The organism is uncultured Shimia sp., from assembly GCF_947493595.1.
In the GTDB taxonomy this organism is placed as follows: Bacteria; Pseudomonadota; Alphaproteobacteria; order Rhodobacterales; family Rhodobacteraceae; genus Shimia.
In genome coordinates, this window is the sequence record NZ_CANLRL010000008.1 from 18,718 (window position 1) to 33,416 (window position 14,699).

Sequence of the window (14,699 nt, forward strand, 5' to 3'; positions counted from 1 at the left end):
CATAACTAGCCTCAAAGTTGCAATGCGCATTTCATACAAAAAGAATCAGGTATTGACAAGAGGCTGAAATTTGCCGCCTGCCCCGAGGGAGGATAGGGCACCAAAGTGGCTTAGAAAGTCAACGTCGCGGTCAGAGCGATGGTCCGCCCCGGCTCGTTCATCGGGATGGGACGCCCAGAGGTATCTCCGGCCGAGTCGTTGGCCCGCGCCACAAAGGTTTCATCAAACAGGTTGCGCAGGTCGAGACGAACGCGCAGGTTGTCCATGTTTGGTGGCACATACTCCGCATAAACGTTCCAAACCGAGTAGGACCCCATATTGGCGTCTTTGTACTCCGGTGCAATTTCTGCTGTACCGCCAAGGGTCCAACCGCTACCCGGCTGCCAGGCACTCTCGAGCGCCACAATGTGCCCCATTGGACGACCACGGTAATAGGCTGTGGACCCGATGGTTGCGCCATCCTCCTCGACGTCGGCGTAAGTATAGTTCAGACGCGCAAACCCTTCGCCCCAGTGATACGCCAACGATCCATCAAAGCCGCGTGTTGTGATATCGGATGCCGTCGCACGCGTGCCGCCGCGCGGCGGGAAGCCGGACACATAGTCGTTGATCTCTGTGTAGAACAGCGCCCCATTCGCAACCCAAGGTCCATTGTCAAACCGGAGCCCAAGACGCGCACTGTTGCTGCGCGAGGTGTCCAAACCGGTATACTCCCAAGGCGCAAAGAAGTTGATGATTGTTGCCTCACCAAGCTCGTATCCGCCAAAGGTCGATGCAATCCCTGCATTCAATGTCCAGAAATCAGACAGAACATAGTCAATCGCTGCATTGGCACTCAGACCGCTGTCATCAAACTTCGATCCATCTGCACCGGTGAAGTTCTGAAAATCAAACCGGGCGCCATAGGAAACGGATGCGCGGCTCGAAAGGTCCTGCCGGACCTGCGCAAACACACCGATGTTCCGGTTTTTCTCCGTGCCACCAAAGGCCAAAGGCGTCACCGAACTTGCCGTGCGGCCCGCCGCTTTCTCGTCAAAGAAGTCCAAACCAGCAGAAACAGTGCCATTGTTGAGCTGGAAGGTGTTTTTAAACGTCCCGCTCAGGCTTGTGTTTTCGCCCCAACCATCGCCTGCGTCAATTTCCTGTTCGTTGTAGGCAATCTAAAAAAATGGATCGAACTAGCCCCGCGCATCTTCTTTGGTGTAGGTCAAAGAGTAAGACGTCCGCCGCGCCAAGGCGTCAACGATCATATTTGGCCCGGTGTTCAAGCCACTGAAGTCAGGACGAATGAACACAAACGGCCCCGGTCCCATCTGTGCCGCGCGGTCGCCGGTGTCGCGCGTGTCAGACGCGGAAAACGCCACGCGGTGACCTTCATCAGAGGTATAGGAAAACTTGGCCACATAGTCGGTCAGATCCGCCTGTGTCCCCTGTACCGTTGTCCCGTCACCGTCCTTGTAGTCTTCGCCTTTGTGACGTGCGCCGTGCAAAACATAGTCAAAGCCGCCAGACTGGCCATAAAGCGACAAGGTCGAGCGCAGTCCAACCCCGTTGCTTCCACCGCCCAAAGTTAGACGACCACCAAAGGTGTCCCCTGCGCCCAGCATGTCCGACGCGTCTTTGGTGGTGTAGGCGATCGAGCCGCCCAGACCGCCGGGACCGCCATCAGCTGGGGCCAGACCAGAGGTGACCTCAACCACCTTCAGTAGGCCCGGATCGATCAATACGTTGCCGGTGTGGTGGAACGCAGATTTGTTCTGGCGCGCGCCATCAATGGTCACGTTCAACAGAGTTTCTTCGATGCCGTTGACATAAACCTTCTTTGCGATGGCGGCACCGCCGCTGGCATTCACCGCGGACTCGCCGTCAAACACATCACTGATTGTTGCGGGATTACGTTGCTCAATATCTTCTTGCGAAATTGTGTGGTTGCCCAGCACAGTTTGCGCGTCATCAGCCTCAATGCGGATTTCATCAAGTTCATAATCTTCTGCCAGGTTCTGGGCATAGGCCGGCAGTGCGAGGAAAGGCGCACACAGCGCTGTTGTGGTCAACAGCTTCAGACGCGGGAGCGGGTGGGTCATTCTTCGTCTCTTCAGTTCATTGACTATTATTGTCAGGTAAGTAAACTGCCCTCCAAATCCTTGCCAGACGACGGCCTTTGCCTCCTGTTCAAAAACCTTTGCAGGCTGTGCAAACTCAAAACCGCCAAGCTTTTGGGACCGTTTTGATATGAAAGTCTGTCAATGGCGCAGCCCCGCACCGCCTTCTACAGAGGCGCGACCCCCTCTGACAAAATCAACTGGTTTCGCCGCGCGGACCTGTCGGAAGACAATGTGTTTCAAGGTCTGGTCACCGCCACTGAGTTTCGCGAAGGCTTGGGCGTGCACACGCTCAATGCGCGCGCCAAACGCAGCTTTGAAACAAAAACGCAACGCGTGCCGGGCGTGATCCTGAACTGCTTTCTCGAAGGCTCCACCGAAGCCTGGCTGGACGACAAGCCGATGGGTTTGGGTCGCCCAAACCACGCGCCAGTAAAGTTTTCTCTGTCCGCAATTGATGAAACCCTCAGCTTTCATCGCCGGAGTGGCCCCGGTGAATACGTGCGAAAAGTCAGCATTCGAATATCACATGACTGGCTCGGAGAGCAGTGTCTTGAGCTCCCGCAACCAACTGTTCTGAAGAACAAAAGGCAATATCTTGCGGACTGGAACGCCACCCCTAGCGACATTCAGATACTGGAAACTCTCGCATCAATGGATGGTTTTCACTCCCCGATTTCGCGCCTTCACGGAGAGGCCATGGTGCTTGAACTGATCGCCTCCACCTTTGAAAAACTATCTGACACGGGCACCTCCGCAAGCCTCACGCCGCGCGAAGTTTCCCAACTCAAACATGTCGAAGACCTCATCCATACTCCTGGCCCCTTGCCTGACTTGGCAGCCTTGGCGAAAGCTGGCGGTCTGAGCCTGTCCTCCCTGCGTCGGCTGATACAAAAGGCCCACGGATGCGCGCCTTTAGCGCACGCCCGCGCGATCCGTCTTGCCATGGCCAAAGACCACCTGGTGGCAAACGCACTCTCCGTTTCACAGGCAGCCGAAGTGGCAGGGTTTTCCACGCCAGAGAATTTTTCTACCGCCTTCCGGCGGGCTTTTGGTATCTCCCCCTCTAGCGCAAGGCGCCGCTGAACCGGCGAAAGCGGCGAACCACCCTACTTGACAAAAACAATCGACATTTTTATCCTATGGAAACACTTCCAGCCATGCTTAAAGCCCCGCCACGCGGCTCGCCAAGAAGTCATCACCGCAATGCCTGTGGTCGACGACATAACGCGCGCGCTTTTCGTCTTCCTGTTGGCCTATGAGTTCACTGGAGTCGCCATGTCCCGCCATTTGTGCGCTTCCCTCATGAAAGCAACATCCCTGTCAGGCGTCCTTTTGCTTGCCGGTGTCTACACAGCTCTGGCGCAGACAGAACCCGCTGCACCGCAACTGCCCTCGCCTCCGACCACAGAAATGCCTCCGCCGTCTCTGCAATCACTGCAAGAGGGCGGCCTTTCACTTGAGGTCGCAAACCAACCTGAGAGCCTGAACGTTCCAAGCTCCGAAACGCAATTGTCCAGCGACACGACGTCGACACTTCCGCCAACAGTGAAATCAGAGAGCGCAACCGCCCCTGAGGCCGAAAATCTAAGCACCGAAAGCGAAACCGGAGAAGCCATCACCGAGGCCACAATAACAGCTCCAGAGCCAGAAATTGCCACTCCTCAAACCACAACGGAGCAGATAGAAGCCGCCGCAAAACGTGCCACCACTTTCCTTCAGCACGGTGGTCCGTCTATCTGGGCCATTGCCGCTCTCTCTGTCATCACCGTCGCGCTCATCCTCTGGAAAATCTGGCGGCTTGCGCTCATAGGTGCCTGGGCACGCGGCAAAGCACAGAAGGCTGTTAGCCTCTATGAAGATGGCAACACCGATACCGCACAAGCGCTGGTATCCCGCCGCAGGGGGCTGCGCTCCAAAGTGGTTGGCGCGGCCATAACCGCTCGCGAAACCTTGACCGAAGACGCCGCGCGCGAGGAAACCGCCCGCGTGGCAAGGCGCGAGCTCGGCGAAGCGGCTGTCGGCCTACGCGCATTGGAATTGATCGCCACCATTGCTCCGTTGCTGGGCCTGCTGGGCACCGTTCTGGGCATGATCTCGGCATTCCAGGCACTGCAAGAAAGCGGCAGCAGCGCCGATCCCTCGCTGCTGGCAGGGGGCATCTGGGAAGCGCTTCTGACCACCGCCGCTGGTATGGCCGTGGCCATTCCCGCCTCCGCGGCTCTTACATGGTTTGAGGCCGTCATCGACCGTATGCGCCGCGATGTCGAGGATGCCGCCATGCGGATTTTTGTGACCCGCAAAGAAATGGACGCCATCACGGTGCAAGCCCTCGCGGCCGAGTAACCCAATGCAGTTCACCGACACCCGCCGGTTTCGTCGCAAACCCAGCCTAACGCCGATGATCGATGTGGTGTTCCTGCTGCTGGTTTTCTTCATGCTGGCCTCCCGCTTTGGCATAGATCAGGTGCTGCCGATACCGCTGGCTTCATCCGGTGGCGACTTCACCGGCAACCCAAAACTCGTGGACATCTTGCCCGAAGAACTGCGCCTCAACGGCATAACACGCACCGCCGACAGCCTTATCCCCGCCCTCACAGAAGTGATGGAAAAATCCACGGAAACCATCGTGTTGCGCAGTACGGACGGTGCGACCGTGCAACGGGTGGTCGCGATCTCCGAACACCTGCGCGCGGCCGGCTTCACCTCAATTGTGCTGGTGGAATAGCCATGGACTTTGACAACGCCCCCCGCAAACCGCGCGCTGAAAGCATCGTACCGATGATCAACGTGGTGTTCTTAATGCTGATCTTCTTCCTGATGACCGCCCAAATCGCCCCACCGGAACCCTTCGAGGTCTCCCCGCCCACCGCAGATAAAGCCGCCGAGCCGGATGGAGAGCTTGTCCTCTACGTGGGCAAGGATGCCGCTTTGCAGTTCCAGGACACGGCGGGAGATGCCGCCTACGGCGCCATTTCCGCCGCTGCCGGAGACGGCAAAACTCTGCAACTGCGCATTGATGCCTCATTGGATGGAGACCGCCTCGCGCAAGTTATGCAACGCCTGTCCGCTGTCGGCTTTTCCCGCGTTGAAGTGGTGGTGCAAGCGCCATGAAAAAGATCACTGAACTTATTGTATTCCTGAGCCTCGCACTAAGCATCCACGTCCTGATGGCGGTGCGCAGTGCCGAAGATGGCGGCAATGCAGACGGCGCTGGCGGCGATGCGTTTGTGTCCATCACAGGCGCGCCCGCGTCCATCGAAACGGTCCTGGCGGATTGGACAGCCGCCCCGACGCACCAAGCTCAAGTTGTGGAAATCGAACAGCCTGAGCTCGACATCACCGATGCGATCAACGCTCCTGCAATGGCGTTGCACGAAGCGCCCAACGCGGCCATCAAGATTGCGGCACTGCAACCCAAAGACCTGCCCAATCAACCAGATGTGGACCTGGCACGTACACCGTTGCCAGCACAACCAACACTCACCGCGCCCACATCTCCCGCTCTCCAAGTGCCTGAAACTACCTCTGCGCCGGAACTTCGAGAAACAACCCCAGCCCCCGTGAAGCCGCCTCAACGCCCCACCTTGCGACCTCCAGAACCAAGCATGGATCAGGCCATCGACATGCCAGAGCCAGCGCCGAAGCTGCCGGCCGAGCCTGTTAAGAAGCCGAAGCCCAAACCTGCGCCGAAAAAGAAGCCTGAACCAAACAAAAAATTTGCGGACAAGGCTTCCAAGGCCTCTGCGGGCGCCGCGACCCAAAAAGCAGCGGGCGCTGGTAAGAGCCATCAGGCGGGCAGCTCCAAAAAATCAAACGCGCTAGGCAAAGGCAAAGAGGCCAGCCTGATGTCTGTTTGGGCCGGGAAAATTCAGTCCCGCCTGCAACGCGGCGTGCGTATCGGCAAAATCAAGGGCGCGTCAAATCACGTGGTCATCCGCTTGAAAGTGGCACCAAATGGACGGTTGCAAAGCGCATCCGTCGCCAAATCCTCCGGTTCGGCCAAGGTGGATCAGGCGGTCCTGACCTCTGTTCGCCGCATCGGAAAATTTGCCAAGGCGCCAAAGCAACTAAACAAAAGCAGCTACGGCTTTACCCTGCCTGTGCGGGTCAAATGACCCGCCCTAGGGCATCACAAACGGCGTAGCGCCCACCAAGGCCACCTGCGCATCCGTGCCAAACACATCCGCCAGCAGCGCCCCTGTGACCATGTCCACCGGTGAGCCTTCCCGCTCAATGCGCCCATCTTTGAGCACCACCAGATGATCCGCATAATGAGCAGCAAAATTGATGTCGTGCAGCACGATCACAATGGTCTTGCCTTCCTCATCCGCCAACCAACGCAACAGCGTCATCAGCGCGCGTGACGCAGCGATATCGAGGTTGTTCAGCGGTTCATCAAGCAGAAGGTAGCCCGTGTCCTGCGCGTAGGTCATCGCCACATGCGCTTTGTGACGCTGCCCTCCGGAAAGCGTGTCCAGAAAACGATCCGCCAAGGCTGTTAGACCAAAGGCGGCAAGCGACGCCTCAACCATCTCATGGTCTTCTGCGCCCAACCGCCCCTGACAATGCGGATAGCGCCCGAATTGAACCAACTCCTTCACCGTCAGCCGCGTGGCAAAATGCACTTGCTGAGGCAGGATCGCCAGTTTGCGGGCCAGAGCCTGCCGATTGGCAGGCGCAACGTCCATCCCATCGACCGTGATGCGGCCAGACTGCATCGGCAACAGCCGCGCAATATGAGAAAACAGCGACGACTTGCCAGCACCATTGGGACCGATGAGGGCGGTGATGCCGCCTTTTGGCAAAGTCACAGACACATCGGTCAGAATTTGCGCGCTCGCCACCGAGTAGTTCAAGTTCTCAACGACAATCATGTCCATCCTTTCCGCAGCAAAAGTGCCAAAAATACAAAGCCACCGACAAAATCGATGACTACGGCCAAAGGCGTCGACATGCCCAAAACCCGCTCCAAAATGGTCTGCCCGCCCACCAGAACAATGCCTGCGATCAAAGCAGAGAGCGGGATCAGCATGGCATGGGTTTCGTTGGGCGCAATCAGTCGGGCAATCGACACCACCAGAAGCCCCAAAAACGCCACTGGCCCGACCAGCGCCGTACTCACCGCAACCAGCACCGCCACAAGCACCAAGGCCTGCTTCTGCCGCTTCGCCACCGGCTCGCCAAGGTTGGTGGCAATTTCAAAACCAAGGCTCAAAATATCCAGCTGCCGCCGCATGCGCCAGCACAGCAGCAGCGTCACCAAGGTCAGCCCAGCTGCCAACCACAGCAGGTTGAGCTCAATATAGTTGAACCGCGCATAAGAACTTACCTGAATGGTCGCAAACTCGCTGGGGTCGATCATCCGGAACACAAATGACGTCAACGAGCGAAACAGGAAGCCAAAAATGATCCCGGTCAGCACCATGCGCATCAGATCCACGCGGTGTTGCCCCAACAATGTGCCAAACAACAGAAGCGCCGCGCCGATCAATAGAAACAGGTTTACAAAGAACACCAGTTCAGACGGCAAATGGTTGTACCCCGCCGCCCCAATCGTGAACACCGCCAGCGTGACGATCAACGTGAACAGCGCATCAAATCCCATGGTGGACGGCGTCAATATGTGGTTGCGGGAGATGGTTTGAAACAACAGCGTCGCGGTCGACACCGCCACCCCAACCAGCAGCAATGCCGCCAATTTCCGTCCCCGGAACCACAGCACAAAATCCCAGTTCCCACGCGCCTCCAACGTCATAAAAAGGCCGCAGCACACGGTCAGCAACACGCCGCAAATCAGCATCGACCTAGCGCGCATGCTTTGGCCTCGCATAGAGCAGCCACAAGAACACCACCGCGCCCAAAACACCCAGCACGGTACCGACCGGAATTTCGTATGGCGCCCGGATCACCCGGCCAATGATATCAGACACCAGCACCAGCGAAGCCCCGCACAATGCGGTCAGCGGCAGCGTGGCGCGCAAGTTGTCGCCAAACCGGCGACTGATGATGTTGGGCACTATCAGACCCACAAACGGAATGGCCCCAACCGAGATCACAGTCAGCGCGGCCACCACTGATATCGCCAACAATCCAAGGATCATCACTTGATCATAATTGAGACCCAAGTTGATGCTCGCATCCCGACCAAGCCCGGCAATCGCAAACTGATCGGCGATCACATAGATCAACACTGTCATCAACGCGGCGATCCACAACAGCTCGTAGCGCCCGCGCATGACGCCGCTGAAATCGCCATTCAGCCAGGTGTCAATGTACTGCAGCATGTCCCATTGGTACGCGACGAAAGTCACCCCTGCCCCAATGATCCCACCGTAAATCATCGCAACCAAAGGCACCAAAAGCGGTTGGGCCGGTGGCAAACGCCGCACAATCAGCAGGAACCCAATGCTTGAGAGCAGCGCGGTCGCCGTGGCGATGCTCATCTTCACAAGAATAGAAACCTTCGGGAACAACAGCACCACTATCAAGATGCCAAGCGCCGCCCCCTGCCCTGTGCCAGCCGTCATCGGTTCAACAAACCGGTTGCGCACCAGCATCTGCATGATCATCCCGCACACCGCCAAGGCAGCGCCAGCAATCAATGCGGCCAAGGTTCTGGGCAATCGACTGTCCAGCATCAGGCCAAAGGCCTCACTGTCGTGTAAAACCTCACTTGGCCGCAGGGAGATCACCCCAACAAACAAGGAAATGGCGGCCAGAACCAATGTTCCAGCCGCCAAACAAAGTGCTGCGGAGTGCCGTCGCATTCAGCGTTAGCCCGAGGTAAAGGCGCTTAGGAACGCGTCCAGAGTGCGGGACATGGACTGGATGCCGCCACCGGCAATGTAGATGTCCGCCGCATTCAGGTAGACAACGTTGCCGTTTTTCCAGGCAGTGGTCTCAGCAACCAGCGGGTTGTCCAAGGTAATCGCTGCACTTTCGCCCGGACGGCCAATCGCCGCCAGACGATCAATCACGATCAGAATGTCCGGGTTGGCCTCTTTGATGAACTCAAAAGAAACCGCCTCGCCATGCGAAGATTGCTCCACGCCATCCACGGCTTCTTCCAGCCCCAACTTGGTGTGCAGCCAGTCAAACCGCCCGCCAGCGCCATAGGCCGAGATCTTTGGCCCGTTGGTCATCACGATCAGCGCAGTGCCTTTGCCGTCCAGTGCGGCCTTGGTATGCGCCAGCTTGTCCGTGAACGCCGCTTTCAACCCGGCCGCTTCCGCTTCCTTGCCAAAGATCGCACCGTAGGCGTCAAGGCGCTCAAGCCCCTGACCAACAGTGTCTTGCCAAATGGTCATGTCAATGGTGGGCGCCATTTCTGCCATGGCCTTGGCCTGCTTGGAGGAGCGTCCGCCTACCACAACCAGATCCGGTGCCAGCGCGTTGATCGCCTCAAAATCCGGCTCAAAAATGTTGCCAATCGTGGCCGCGCCTTTGGTCGCATCCACCAAGTAATCTACGTAGACGTTTTCCGGGACACCCGCCAAAGGCACTTGCAAAGCCGACAGCGTATCGATGGCCGCAATGTCAAACACCGCTACCTTAGCGGGTGTGCCATCTACATGTGCCTTACCTGCATAGGTGTCCACCTCTGCGGCTTGCAGAGAGGTTGCGCTCAGAACCAGCGCGCAAAAAATACGCTTAAACAATGGAATTCTCCAGTTTAGGCGTCTGGCTGTTTATCTGGCTGAACGCGATTGCAGCTTGATTATCCGCTCAAAATGCGCGAGTCCAGAGTAACAAATTATTTTACTCAGGAACTAGCCCGATGTTGACGGCCACAGGCACTTTTTCCACCAAAAACGCTTCAAAATACCTTGTACAACTGTGCAAGCACTTTGCCCATAAGATCGACGTGACCTACGACGAGGCCAACGGAAATTGCTCCTTTCCCATGGGCACCGCCGCCATGGCGGCCGATCCTGAAGAATTGCGTGTGGAAGTCGAAGTGAACGATGCCGAAGGGCTCGCACAGGTCAAACACGTGATCGACGTTCATCTTGAACGGTTTGCCTTCCGCGAAGATTTCAAAAACATGGACTGGAGCGCCTAAGCAAACTTGCGCTGTGATTTCTTCACAACCGAAGTACCGTTATGAGTGAAAACAGTGCCTCACTTCAGGATACGCCATCTTACGCAGCCTTCTTTAATGATGCGATCCAAACATCGGCCACAGCCGTGTTTGGTTTTACATCCTGAAAAGCCAACGCAAGTTTTCCCTGAAAATCTCCCAAGCACTAACAGAGCAAGGAATGGGAGATCCCGTCTGGTATGAAAACTTGTATGTGAGCCGGATAGGAAGCTCATGGGCGAATTGGAGATCAAGCAGCTGCTCCGGCAATACAGCCTCTCCCGCCATGTCAGACGCATAGAAAGCGCGGGCCTCATCTGCCGCGACTACATCGCGGACGGGCGACGGAAACAGGTGTTGTTCCTAAGTGACCTAGGCGCTGAGCGATTGGACAGCGACTGGCCCTGTACCTTGGCCCGCTCAAGGCGGAGATGGGGCCGCTCCTTGACACAGATGACGCTTACGTTCTTGCGCGCTTCTTACTTCGCTTGCTGCCATACTCCACGGCCATATCCACACTGCCGCTATTCACCAGGTTTTGGTTGTGCGGATACTGTTGAACCTGCAACGCCGCCACGGTGCCCAATGGCGCGCCGTAATCTTGCAGATACCAGGCGCCGTGGCCGATGCCATCCCGCTCCACATCGCTGCGCGACACGCTAAACCGAATGGAGCCGTTGTCCCCACCACTGCGCACATTGTCGATCTGGGTCAGGAAGAACTCACCACCAATTTTGGTGTTTGCAGCCCCCCAGTCAAAACCAACCGTGTGGTTTTCAGCCTGTGAGGCCTCCAGGCTAGAGCAGCCCCATGTGGGAATCTCGAATAGATAGTTGCCCTCCAGCTGGATGCCGCCAAACATATTGGACGCACCACAGTGGTAACCCGGCCCACACTCCTATTGTCTCATTCACCAAGAAATTGGGTCAAGGCTGAACAACAAGGACAACTGTTCATAGACGCCTGGTTCTTCTTGCTTAAGGGATGTCGGTCTTTCAAAGAAAACCTCAACGGATACAGCAAAGAATTCTTCGTGACCTTCCGCACCATAATGGTCGATAACGGTCTTCCGCCCCCTTTGAACAAGTTGGACGTGCTTGTTAAATGCCGTTTTGAACACTTGAGCCCAATCCGAGTACTTTTGGTTAGGTCCGAGGTTTGGCACCCCATCTGTACGGCCTGACAGGTCATCGATTTGATGGGCAAACTCATGGAATACTACATTGTGACCATCCATGTGATTTGCTGCGCCTTTCTGGGAGTGCGACCAGGACAGGATGACAGGTCCACGCGACCAGCTTTCCCCAGTGCGAACGATGTCGCGTTCGATCACGACATAGCCATTGTGTTGTGTTTGCCTCGACTTGAAGGCTCCGGGGTATACAAGAATAGTGGTAAGGTGATCATACCAGATTTCGCTGTTAGCAACCAAAAGACAGGCTTGCCCCGCTATGGAAACTTTCATTTCCTCCGTGATTTCAAGCCCATTGCATCCGGTGAATTGCACCTGATCCAAAAACCGATTGATCTTGCCTTCCAGCTTATTGCGCAGGTCTATGGGCAGCTTTTCGGTAATGGGAACTTGTTCCTCCAAAATCGCGCGATGAACCGCAGACAAGGGTTGAGACAGAAGCCTATGCAGGCGCTGGCGCTTGGCCCAGAATTTGATCATCAAAGCGAAGGCACCTAGGGCCAACACAACAAAGAAGACAACCATCCGTGTAAACCTCGCTCTGCACAATACCGCCCCCCGGACATAGGCGAAAATGGGATGAAACAGAACCGTGCGGGTCCAAGTATCCGAATTCTGTCAACACATACCGCACAGTGCATCGACACTCGGCGAGATTTAGAATGTGGTCAATAAATGGGAAATCCCCAACTGTGACACGAAAACGCTTGCACTAAATCGTCAGCGAGCAGTCATTCGACCCGGCTGCGAAAACAAAGCGTTAATGGCGAAAGCGACCAACTAGGCTCTCCCTGAGCGAATTCCGCATCCAACGCTGCACACCAACATCGGTAAAGTGCAGGTAGTGTCTTTCGCTAAATTACAGAAAACGGTTCTGATCGTAATTATGAAATCGAGACGGTTTTGAGTGACAAACCTGTTAGAGCGCTTTTTCTGTGTGGGACCCCGCCGTCTCCGTCCAACATTTCGCAAGGCCGCTGCCAACGCCTAGAACATCAATTGCTCGCGCGGCCACTTGATCCACAATCTGGGCAGTGGTTTTCGGATTTAAGTAAAACGCGGGCACCGGTGGCATCACAATTGCGCCCATTTCGGTCACCGATGTCATGTTCCTGAGATGCGCCAAAGTCAGTGGGGCCTCGCGGGCCAGTAACACCAACCGCCGGCGCTCCTTGAGTTGCACGCCAGCCGCGCGGGTCAGCAAATTGTCGTCTAATCCCGCAGCGATGGCGGCGAGCGACCGCATGGAACACGGCGCTACGATCATGCCCGCGACCGGCACGGATCCGGAGGCAATGCTGGCGCCGATGTTGTGCACGTCGTGAACCCGAGAAGCCTGCGCTTTCAGGTGGTGCCAGGCGTCCGGGCCAACCTCTTCAAGCAACGTGAGTCGCGTCGCCGCGCTGGCCACCAAATCCACTTCGGCGCCCACTTCACGCAACTGACGCACCACTGACACACCCAAGGCCGCGCCGGACGCGCCTGCAATCCCCACAATCACTCTTGTATTGTGCATTATTTTGCGTCCTTTCTGAGCCCTGGCATCACCTGAGCAACGAGGCTTTCCGCAAAAGCCGCGTCCGCGGGTGCTGTGTGCATGACAGCGCCCCAATCACGGCGGGTCTCACTCTCAATTTTGATGGTGGCATCAAGGCCAATTTTTCCCGCTAAGCCAGGTTCTGGCGAGGCAAAGTCCAGATAGTCCATTGGCATGTTTTCAAGTCGCAAGACATCGCGCCCCGGATCCATCCGGCTGGCCAAGGCCCAGGCAATGTCATCCCAGTTACGCACGTCGATGTCGTCATCCAACACCACAATCATCTTGGTGTAGCTGAACTGCGGCAGCATTCCCCACAGCGCCATCATCACGCGACGGGCTTGCCCGGGATAGCGTTTGTCTATGCTAATAACCGCCATGCGGTATGAACAGGCTGCTGGCGGCAGCCATACGTCGCGGATTTCTGGGATTTGTGCCTGAATGGTTGGCAGTGCCAGATAGTTGAACACCTCTCCAATCACCGCAGGCTCATCCGGAGGCCGCCCCGTATAGGTCGACAAATAAAGCGGGTCTGTGCGGTGGGTCACTGCTGTAACTTGCATCACTGGGAAGGGCTCTGCCTTGTTGTAATAGCCAGTATGATCGCCAAACGGACCTTCCGGCGCGGTCTCCGTTGATGACACATAGCCTTCCAAAACAATTTCGGCGTTTGCCGGTACGAGTAGCGGCACTGTCTTGGCTGGCACCATGGCTGGCCGTTGGCCATTGAGCGCTCCGGAGAAGGTCAGCTCCGACACGGTTTCCGGCAAGGGCAAGGCGGCTGACAACAGTGTCGCGGGGTCTGCGCCCAGTACCACCGCCACGGGGGTTGGCTCCCCAGCTTGTGCCCAGCTTCGGTGATGCGCCGCGCCGCCGCGATGAGGCAGCCACCGCATGATCAGTTTGTCGCGGTCGAGCACCTGCGCGCGATAGACCCCCGCGTTATATCGTGTCACCTGCGTGGTCTCCACGCCACAAGGTTTGGTGATGACAACTGGCCAGGTGATCAGCGGTCCGCCATCCTCCGGCCAATGGGTTTGCACCGGAATCTTTCCAAGATCCACAGCCGCGCCTTCCTGCACCACCTGTTGAACAGGCGCGGATCGCACTGTCTTGGGCCGCGTATTAAGGGCCGCCTTTAGCATTGGCCATCGCGACAGCACATCCCGCATGCCACCTGGGGGCGTTGGAGCCCGCAGCGCTGCCAAGAAATGCCCCAGCTCTGAGATACTCTCCAGGGAAATGCCCAACCCTGCGGCCACCCGTTCTGAGGTGCCAAACAGATTTGTCACCACGGGCATGTCAAAGGTGCGCCCTGCATCGGACCTCGGCGTCTCGAATTGCAACACCGGTCCATCCCGCTCCAACACATGACGATGCACAGCTGTCATCTGATGGCACACCGCAACCGGGGCGGTAACGGATTGAAACTGTTGGGTCTCTTTGCACCAAGCCAGAAAGTCTCTCAGGCTTGCAAAAGGCGGAAGCTGGCGCACGGCGTCGTCCTGTATTGTCTGTTTGCTCCGCCTATCAGCAAAAATGCCGGGCGAAATTGACCGCCGTCAATTTGCCCCCCTGTACCAGGCCTTACGAAGGAGCAGTCAAGACCAAGACCAAGGGAGTCCTCCTTGTCACAAACTACTGTTTCCGTGCCACGGTGCCCGCCTCTATTGGCCGTGCCGTTGCGCGCTGTGCCGCTTGCGCCGCTATCAGCTTCACTCACAGCTTTCTCGCGCCGTATTGCCACGTCCCATCCTGGCTTGTTTCGCCGCCTGGGCGACTATG

At 56.9% G+C, this 14,699-nt stretch carries 16 protein-coding genes; 6 read left to right on the plus strand and 10 right to left on the minus strand.

What is annotated here, in order from left to right; all coding sequences use genetic code 11:
- Window positions 1-110 precede the first annotated feature (110 nt).
- Both Q0955_RS16635 and Q0955_RS16640 read right to left on the minus strand, forming a co-directional pair.
- Window positions 111-1,160: a TonB-dependent receptor gene (locus Q0955_RS16635; protein WP_366140697.1), complete on the minus strand. Its 1,050-nt coding sequence runs from the start codon at window positions 1,158-1,160 to the stop codon at window positions 111-113.
- Window positions 1,161-1,178: 18 nt separating this feature from the next.
- Window positions 1,179-2,084, minus strand: coding sequence for a TonB-dependent receptor plug domain-containing protein (locus Q0955_RS16640; protein WP_299426466.1), 906 nt, complete (start codon window positions 2,082-2,084; stop codon window positions 1,179-1,181).
- Window positions 2,085-2,246: 162 nt separating this feature from the next.
- Between Q0955_RS16640 and Q0955_RS16645 the strand changes: the two genes are divergently transcribed.
- From Q0955_RS16645 to Q0955_RS16665, 5 genes are all read left to right on the plus strand, one after another.
- Window positions 2,247-3,188 carry a helix-turn-helix domain-containing protein gene (locus Q0955_RS16645; protein ID WP_299426469.1) on the plus strand — a complete coding sequence of 314 codons (942 nt, stop codon included), beginning with the start codon at window positions 2,247-2,249 and terminating at the stop codon, window positions 3,186-3,188.
- A 219-nt stretch (window positions 3,189-3,407) separates the two neighbouring features.
- Window positions 3,408-4,448, plus strand: a complete 1,041-nt coding sequence (locus Q0955_RS16650; RefSeq protein ID WP_299426471.1) for a MotA/TolQ/ExbB proton channel family protein — start codon at window positions 3,408-3,410, stop codon at window positions 4,446-4,448.
- 4 nt (window positions 4,449-4,452) lie between these two features.
- On the plus strand, window positions 4,453-4,830 hold the full coding sequence (locus Q0955_RS16655; RefSeq protein ID WP_299426474.1) for a biopolymer transporter ExbD: 378 nt from the start codon (window positions 4,453-4,455) through the stop codon (window positions 4,828-4,830).
- Between the two features lie 2 nt (window positions 4,831-4,832).
- Window positions 4,833-5,216: a biopolymer transporter ExbD gene (locus Q0955_RS16660; protein ID WP_299426477.1), complete on the plus strand. Its 384-nt coding sequence runs from the start codon at window positions 4,833-4,835 to the stop codon at window positions 5,214-5,216.
- Window positions 5,213-6,220 carry a TonB family protein gene (locus tag Q0955_RS16665; RefSeq protein WP_299426480.1) on the plus strand — a complete coding sequence of 336 codons (1,008 nt, stop codon included), beginning with the start codon at window positions 5,213-5,215 and terminating at the stop codon, window positions 6,218-6,220. The genes Q0955_RS16660 and Q0955_RS16665 overlap by 4 nt, the downstream gene beginning before the upstream one ends.
- A 6-nt stretch (window positions 6,221-6,226) precedes the next feature.
- On the opposite strand, the gene Q0955_RS16670 is transcribed toward Q0955_RS16665, so the two are convergent.
- The 4 genes from Q0955_RS16670 to Q0955_RS16685 are packed head-to-tail and all read right to left on the minus strand — an operon-like array spanning window position 6,227 to window position 9,763.
- Window positions 6,227-6,979, minus strand: a complete 753-nt coding sequence (locus Q0955_RS16670; RefSeq protein WP_299426483.1) for an ATP-binding cassette domain-containing protein — start codon at window positions 6,977-6,979, stop codon at window positions 6,227-6,229.
- The gene (locus Q0955_RS16675; protein WP_299426486.1) at window positions 6,976-7,920 is read right to left on the minus strand and encodes an iron chelate uptake ABC transporter family permease subunit; all 945 of its coding nucleotides are present in this window, start codon (window positions 7,918-7,920) and stop codon (window positions 6,976-6,978) included. Before Q0955_RS16675 ends, Q0955_RS16670 begins: the two co-directional genes overlap by 4 nt.
- Complete coding sequence (locus tag Q0955_RS16680) at window positions 7,910-8,872, minus strand: iron chelate uptake ABC transporter family permease subunit (protein WP_299426489.1); 963 nt, start codon at window positions 8,870-8,872, stop codon at window positions 7,910-7,912. Before Q0955_RS16680 ends, Q0955_RS16675 begins: the two co-directional genes overlap by 11 nt.
- A gap of 6 nt (window positions 8,873-8,878) precedes the next feature.
- Window positions 8,879-9,763 (minus strand): siderophore ABC transporter substrate-binding protein, encoded by an 885-nt coding sequence (locus tag Q0955_RS16685; protein WP_299426492.1) that lies wholly within the window; start codon window positions 9,761-9,763, stop codon window positions 8,879-8,881.
- A gap of 119 nt (window positions 9,764-9,882) precedes the next feature.
- On the opposite strand from Q0955_RS16685, the gene Q0955_RS16690 reads away from it, so the two are divergent.
- Complete coding sequence (locus tag Q0955_RS16690) at window positions 9,883-10,167, plus strand: DUF2218 domain-containing protein (protein ID WP_299426495.1); 285 nt, start codon at window positions 9,883-9,885, stop codon at window positions 10,165-10,167.
- Window positions 10,168-10,645: 478 nt separating this feature from the next.
- Here Q0955_RS16690 and Q0955_RS16695 read toward each other — a convergent pair whose 3' ends face one another.
- From Q0955_RS16695 to Q0955_RS16710, 4 genes are all read right to left on the minus strand, one after another.
- Window positions 10,646-11,047, minus strand: coding sequence for a hypothetical protein (locus tag Q0955_RS16695; RefSeq protein ID WP_299426498.1), 402 nt, complete (start codon window positions 11,045-11,047; stop codon window positions 10,646-10,648).
- A gap of 48 nt (window positions 11,048-11,095) precedes the next feature.
- Entirely contained in the window at window positions 11,096-11,857 is a 762-nt protein-coding gene (locus Q0955_RS16700) for a M90 family metallopeptidase (protein WP_299426501.1), read from the minus strand.
- 439 nt (window positions 11,858-12,296) lie between these two features.
- On the minus strand, window positions 12,297-12,893 hold the full coding sequence (locus Q0955_RS16705; protein WP_299426504.1) for a UbiX family flavin prenyltransferase: 597 nt from the start codon (window positions 12,891-12,893) through the stop codon (window positions 12,297-12,299).
- Window positions 12,893-14,410: a UbiD family decarboxylase gene (locus Q0955_RS16710; protein ID WP_299426507.1), complete on the minus strand. Its 1,518-nt coding sequence runs from the start codon at window positions 14,408-14,410 to the stop codon at window positions 12,893-12,895. Before Q0955_RS16710 ends, Q0955_RS16705 begins: the two co-directional genes overlap by 1 nt.
- Window positions 14,411-14,699 lie beyond the last annotated feature (289 nt).

Coding starts and splice junctions, on each gene's coding strand:
- Q0955_RS16670 (WP_299426483.1), bottom strand. CDS start 6,979: ATGATTGTCGTTGAGAACTTGAACTACTCGGTGGCGAGCGCGCAAATT.
- Q0955_RS16665 (WP_299426480.1), top strand. CDS start 5,213: ATGAAAAAGATCACTGAACTTATTGTATTCCTGAGCCTCGCACTAAGC.
- Q0955_RS16640 (WP_299426466.1), bottom strand. CDS start 2,084: ATGACCCACCCGCTCCCGCGTCTGAAGCTGTTGACCACAACAGCGCTG.
- Q0955_RS16675 (WP_299426486.1), bottom strand. CDS start 7,920: ATGCGCGCTAGGTCGATGCTGATTTGCGGCGTGTTGCTGACCGTGTGC.
- Q0955_RS16645 (WP_299426469.1), top strand. CDS start 2,247: ATGGCGCAGCCCCGCACCGCCTTCTACAGAGGCGCGACCCCCTCTGAC.
- Q0955_RS16700 (WP_299426501.1), bottom strand. CDS start 11,857: ATGATCAAATTCTGGGCCAAGCGCCAGCGCCTGCATAGGCTTCTGTCT.
- Q0955_RS16655 (WP_299426474.1), top strand. CDS start 4,453: ATGCAGTTCACCGACACCCGCCGGTTTCGTCGCAAACCCAGCCTAACG.
- Q0955_RS16690 (WP_299426495.1), top strand. CDS start 9,883: ATGTTGACGGCCACAGGCACTTTTTCCACCAAAAACGCTTCAAAATAC.
- Q0955_RS16705 (WP_299426504.1), bottom strand. CDS start 12,893: ATGCACAATACAAGAGTGATTGTGGGGATTGCAGGCGCGTCCGGCGCG.
- Q0955_RS16680 (WP_299426489.1), bottom strand. CDS start 8,872: ATGCGACGGCACTCCGCAGCACTTTGTTTGGCGGCTGGAACATTGGTT.
- Q0955_RS16660 (WP_299426477.1), top strand. CDS start 4,833: ATGGACTTTGACAACGCCCCCCGCAAACCGCGCGCTGAAAGCATCGTA.
- Q0955_RS16695 (WP_299426498.1), bottom strand. CDS start 11,047: ATGTTTGGCGGCATCCAGCTGGAGGGCAACTATCTATTCGAGATTCCC.
- Q0955_RS16650 (WP_299426471.1), top strand. CDS start 3,408: ATGAAAGCAACATCCCTGTCAGGCGTCCTTTTGCTTGCCGGTGTCTAC.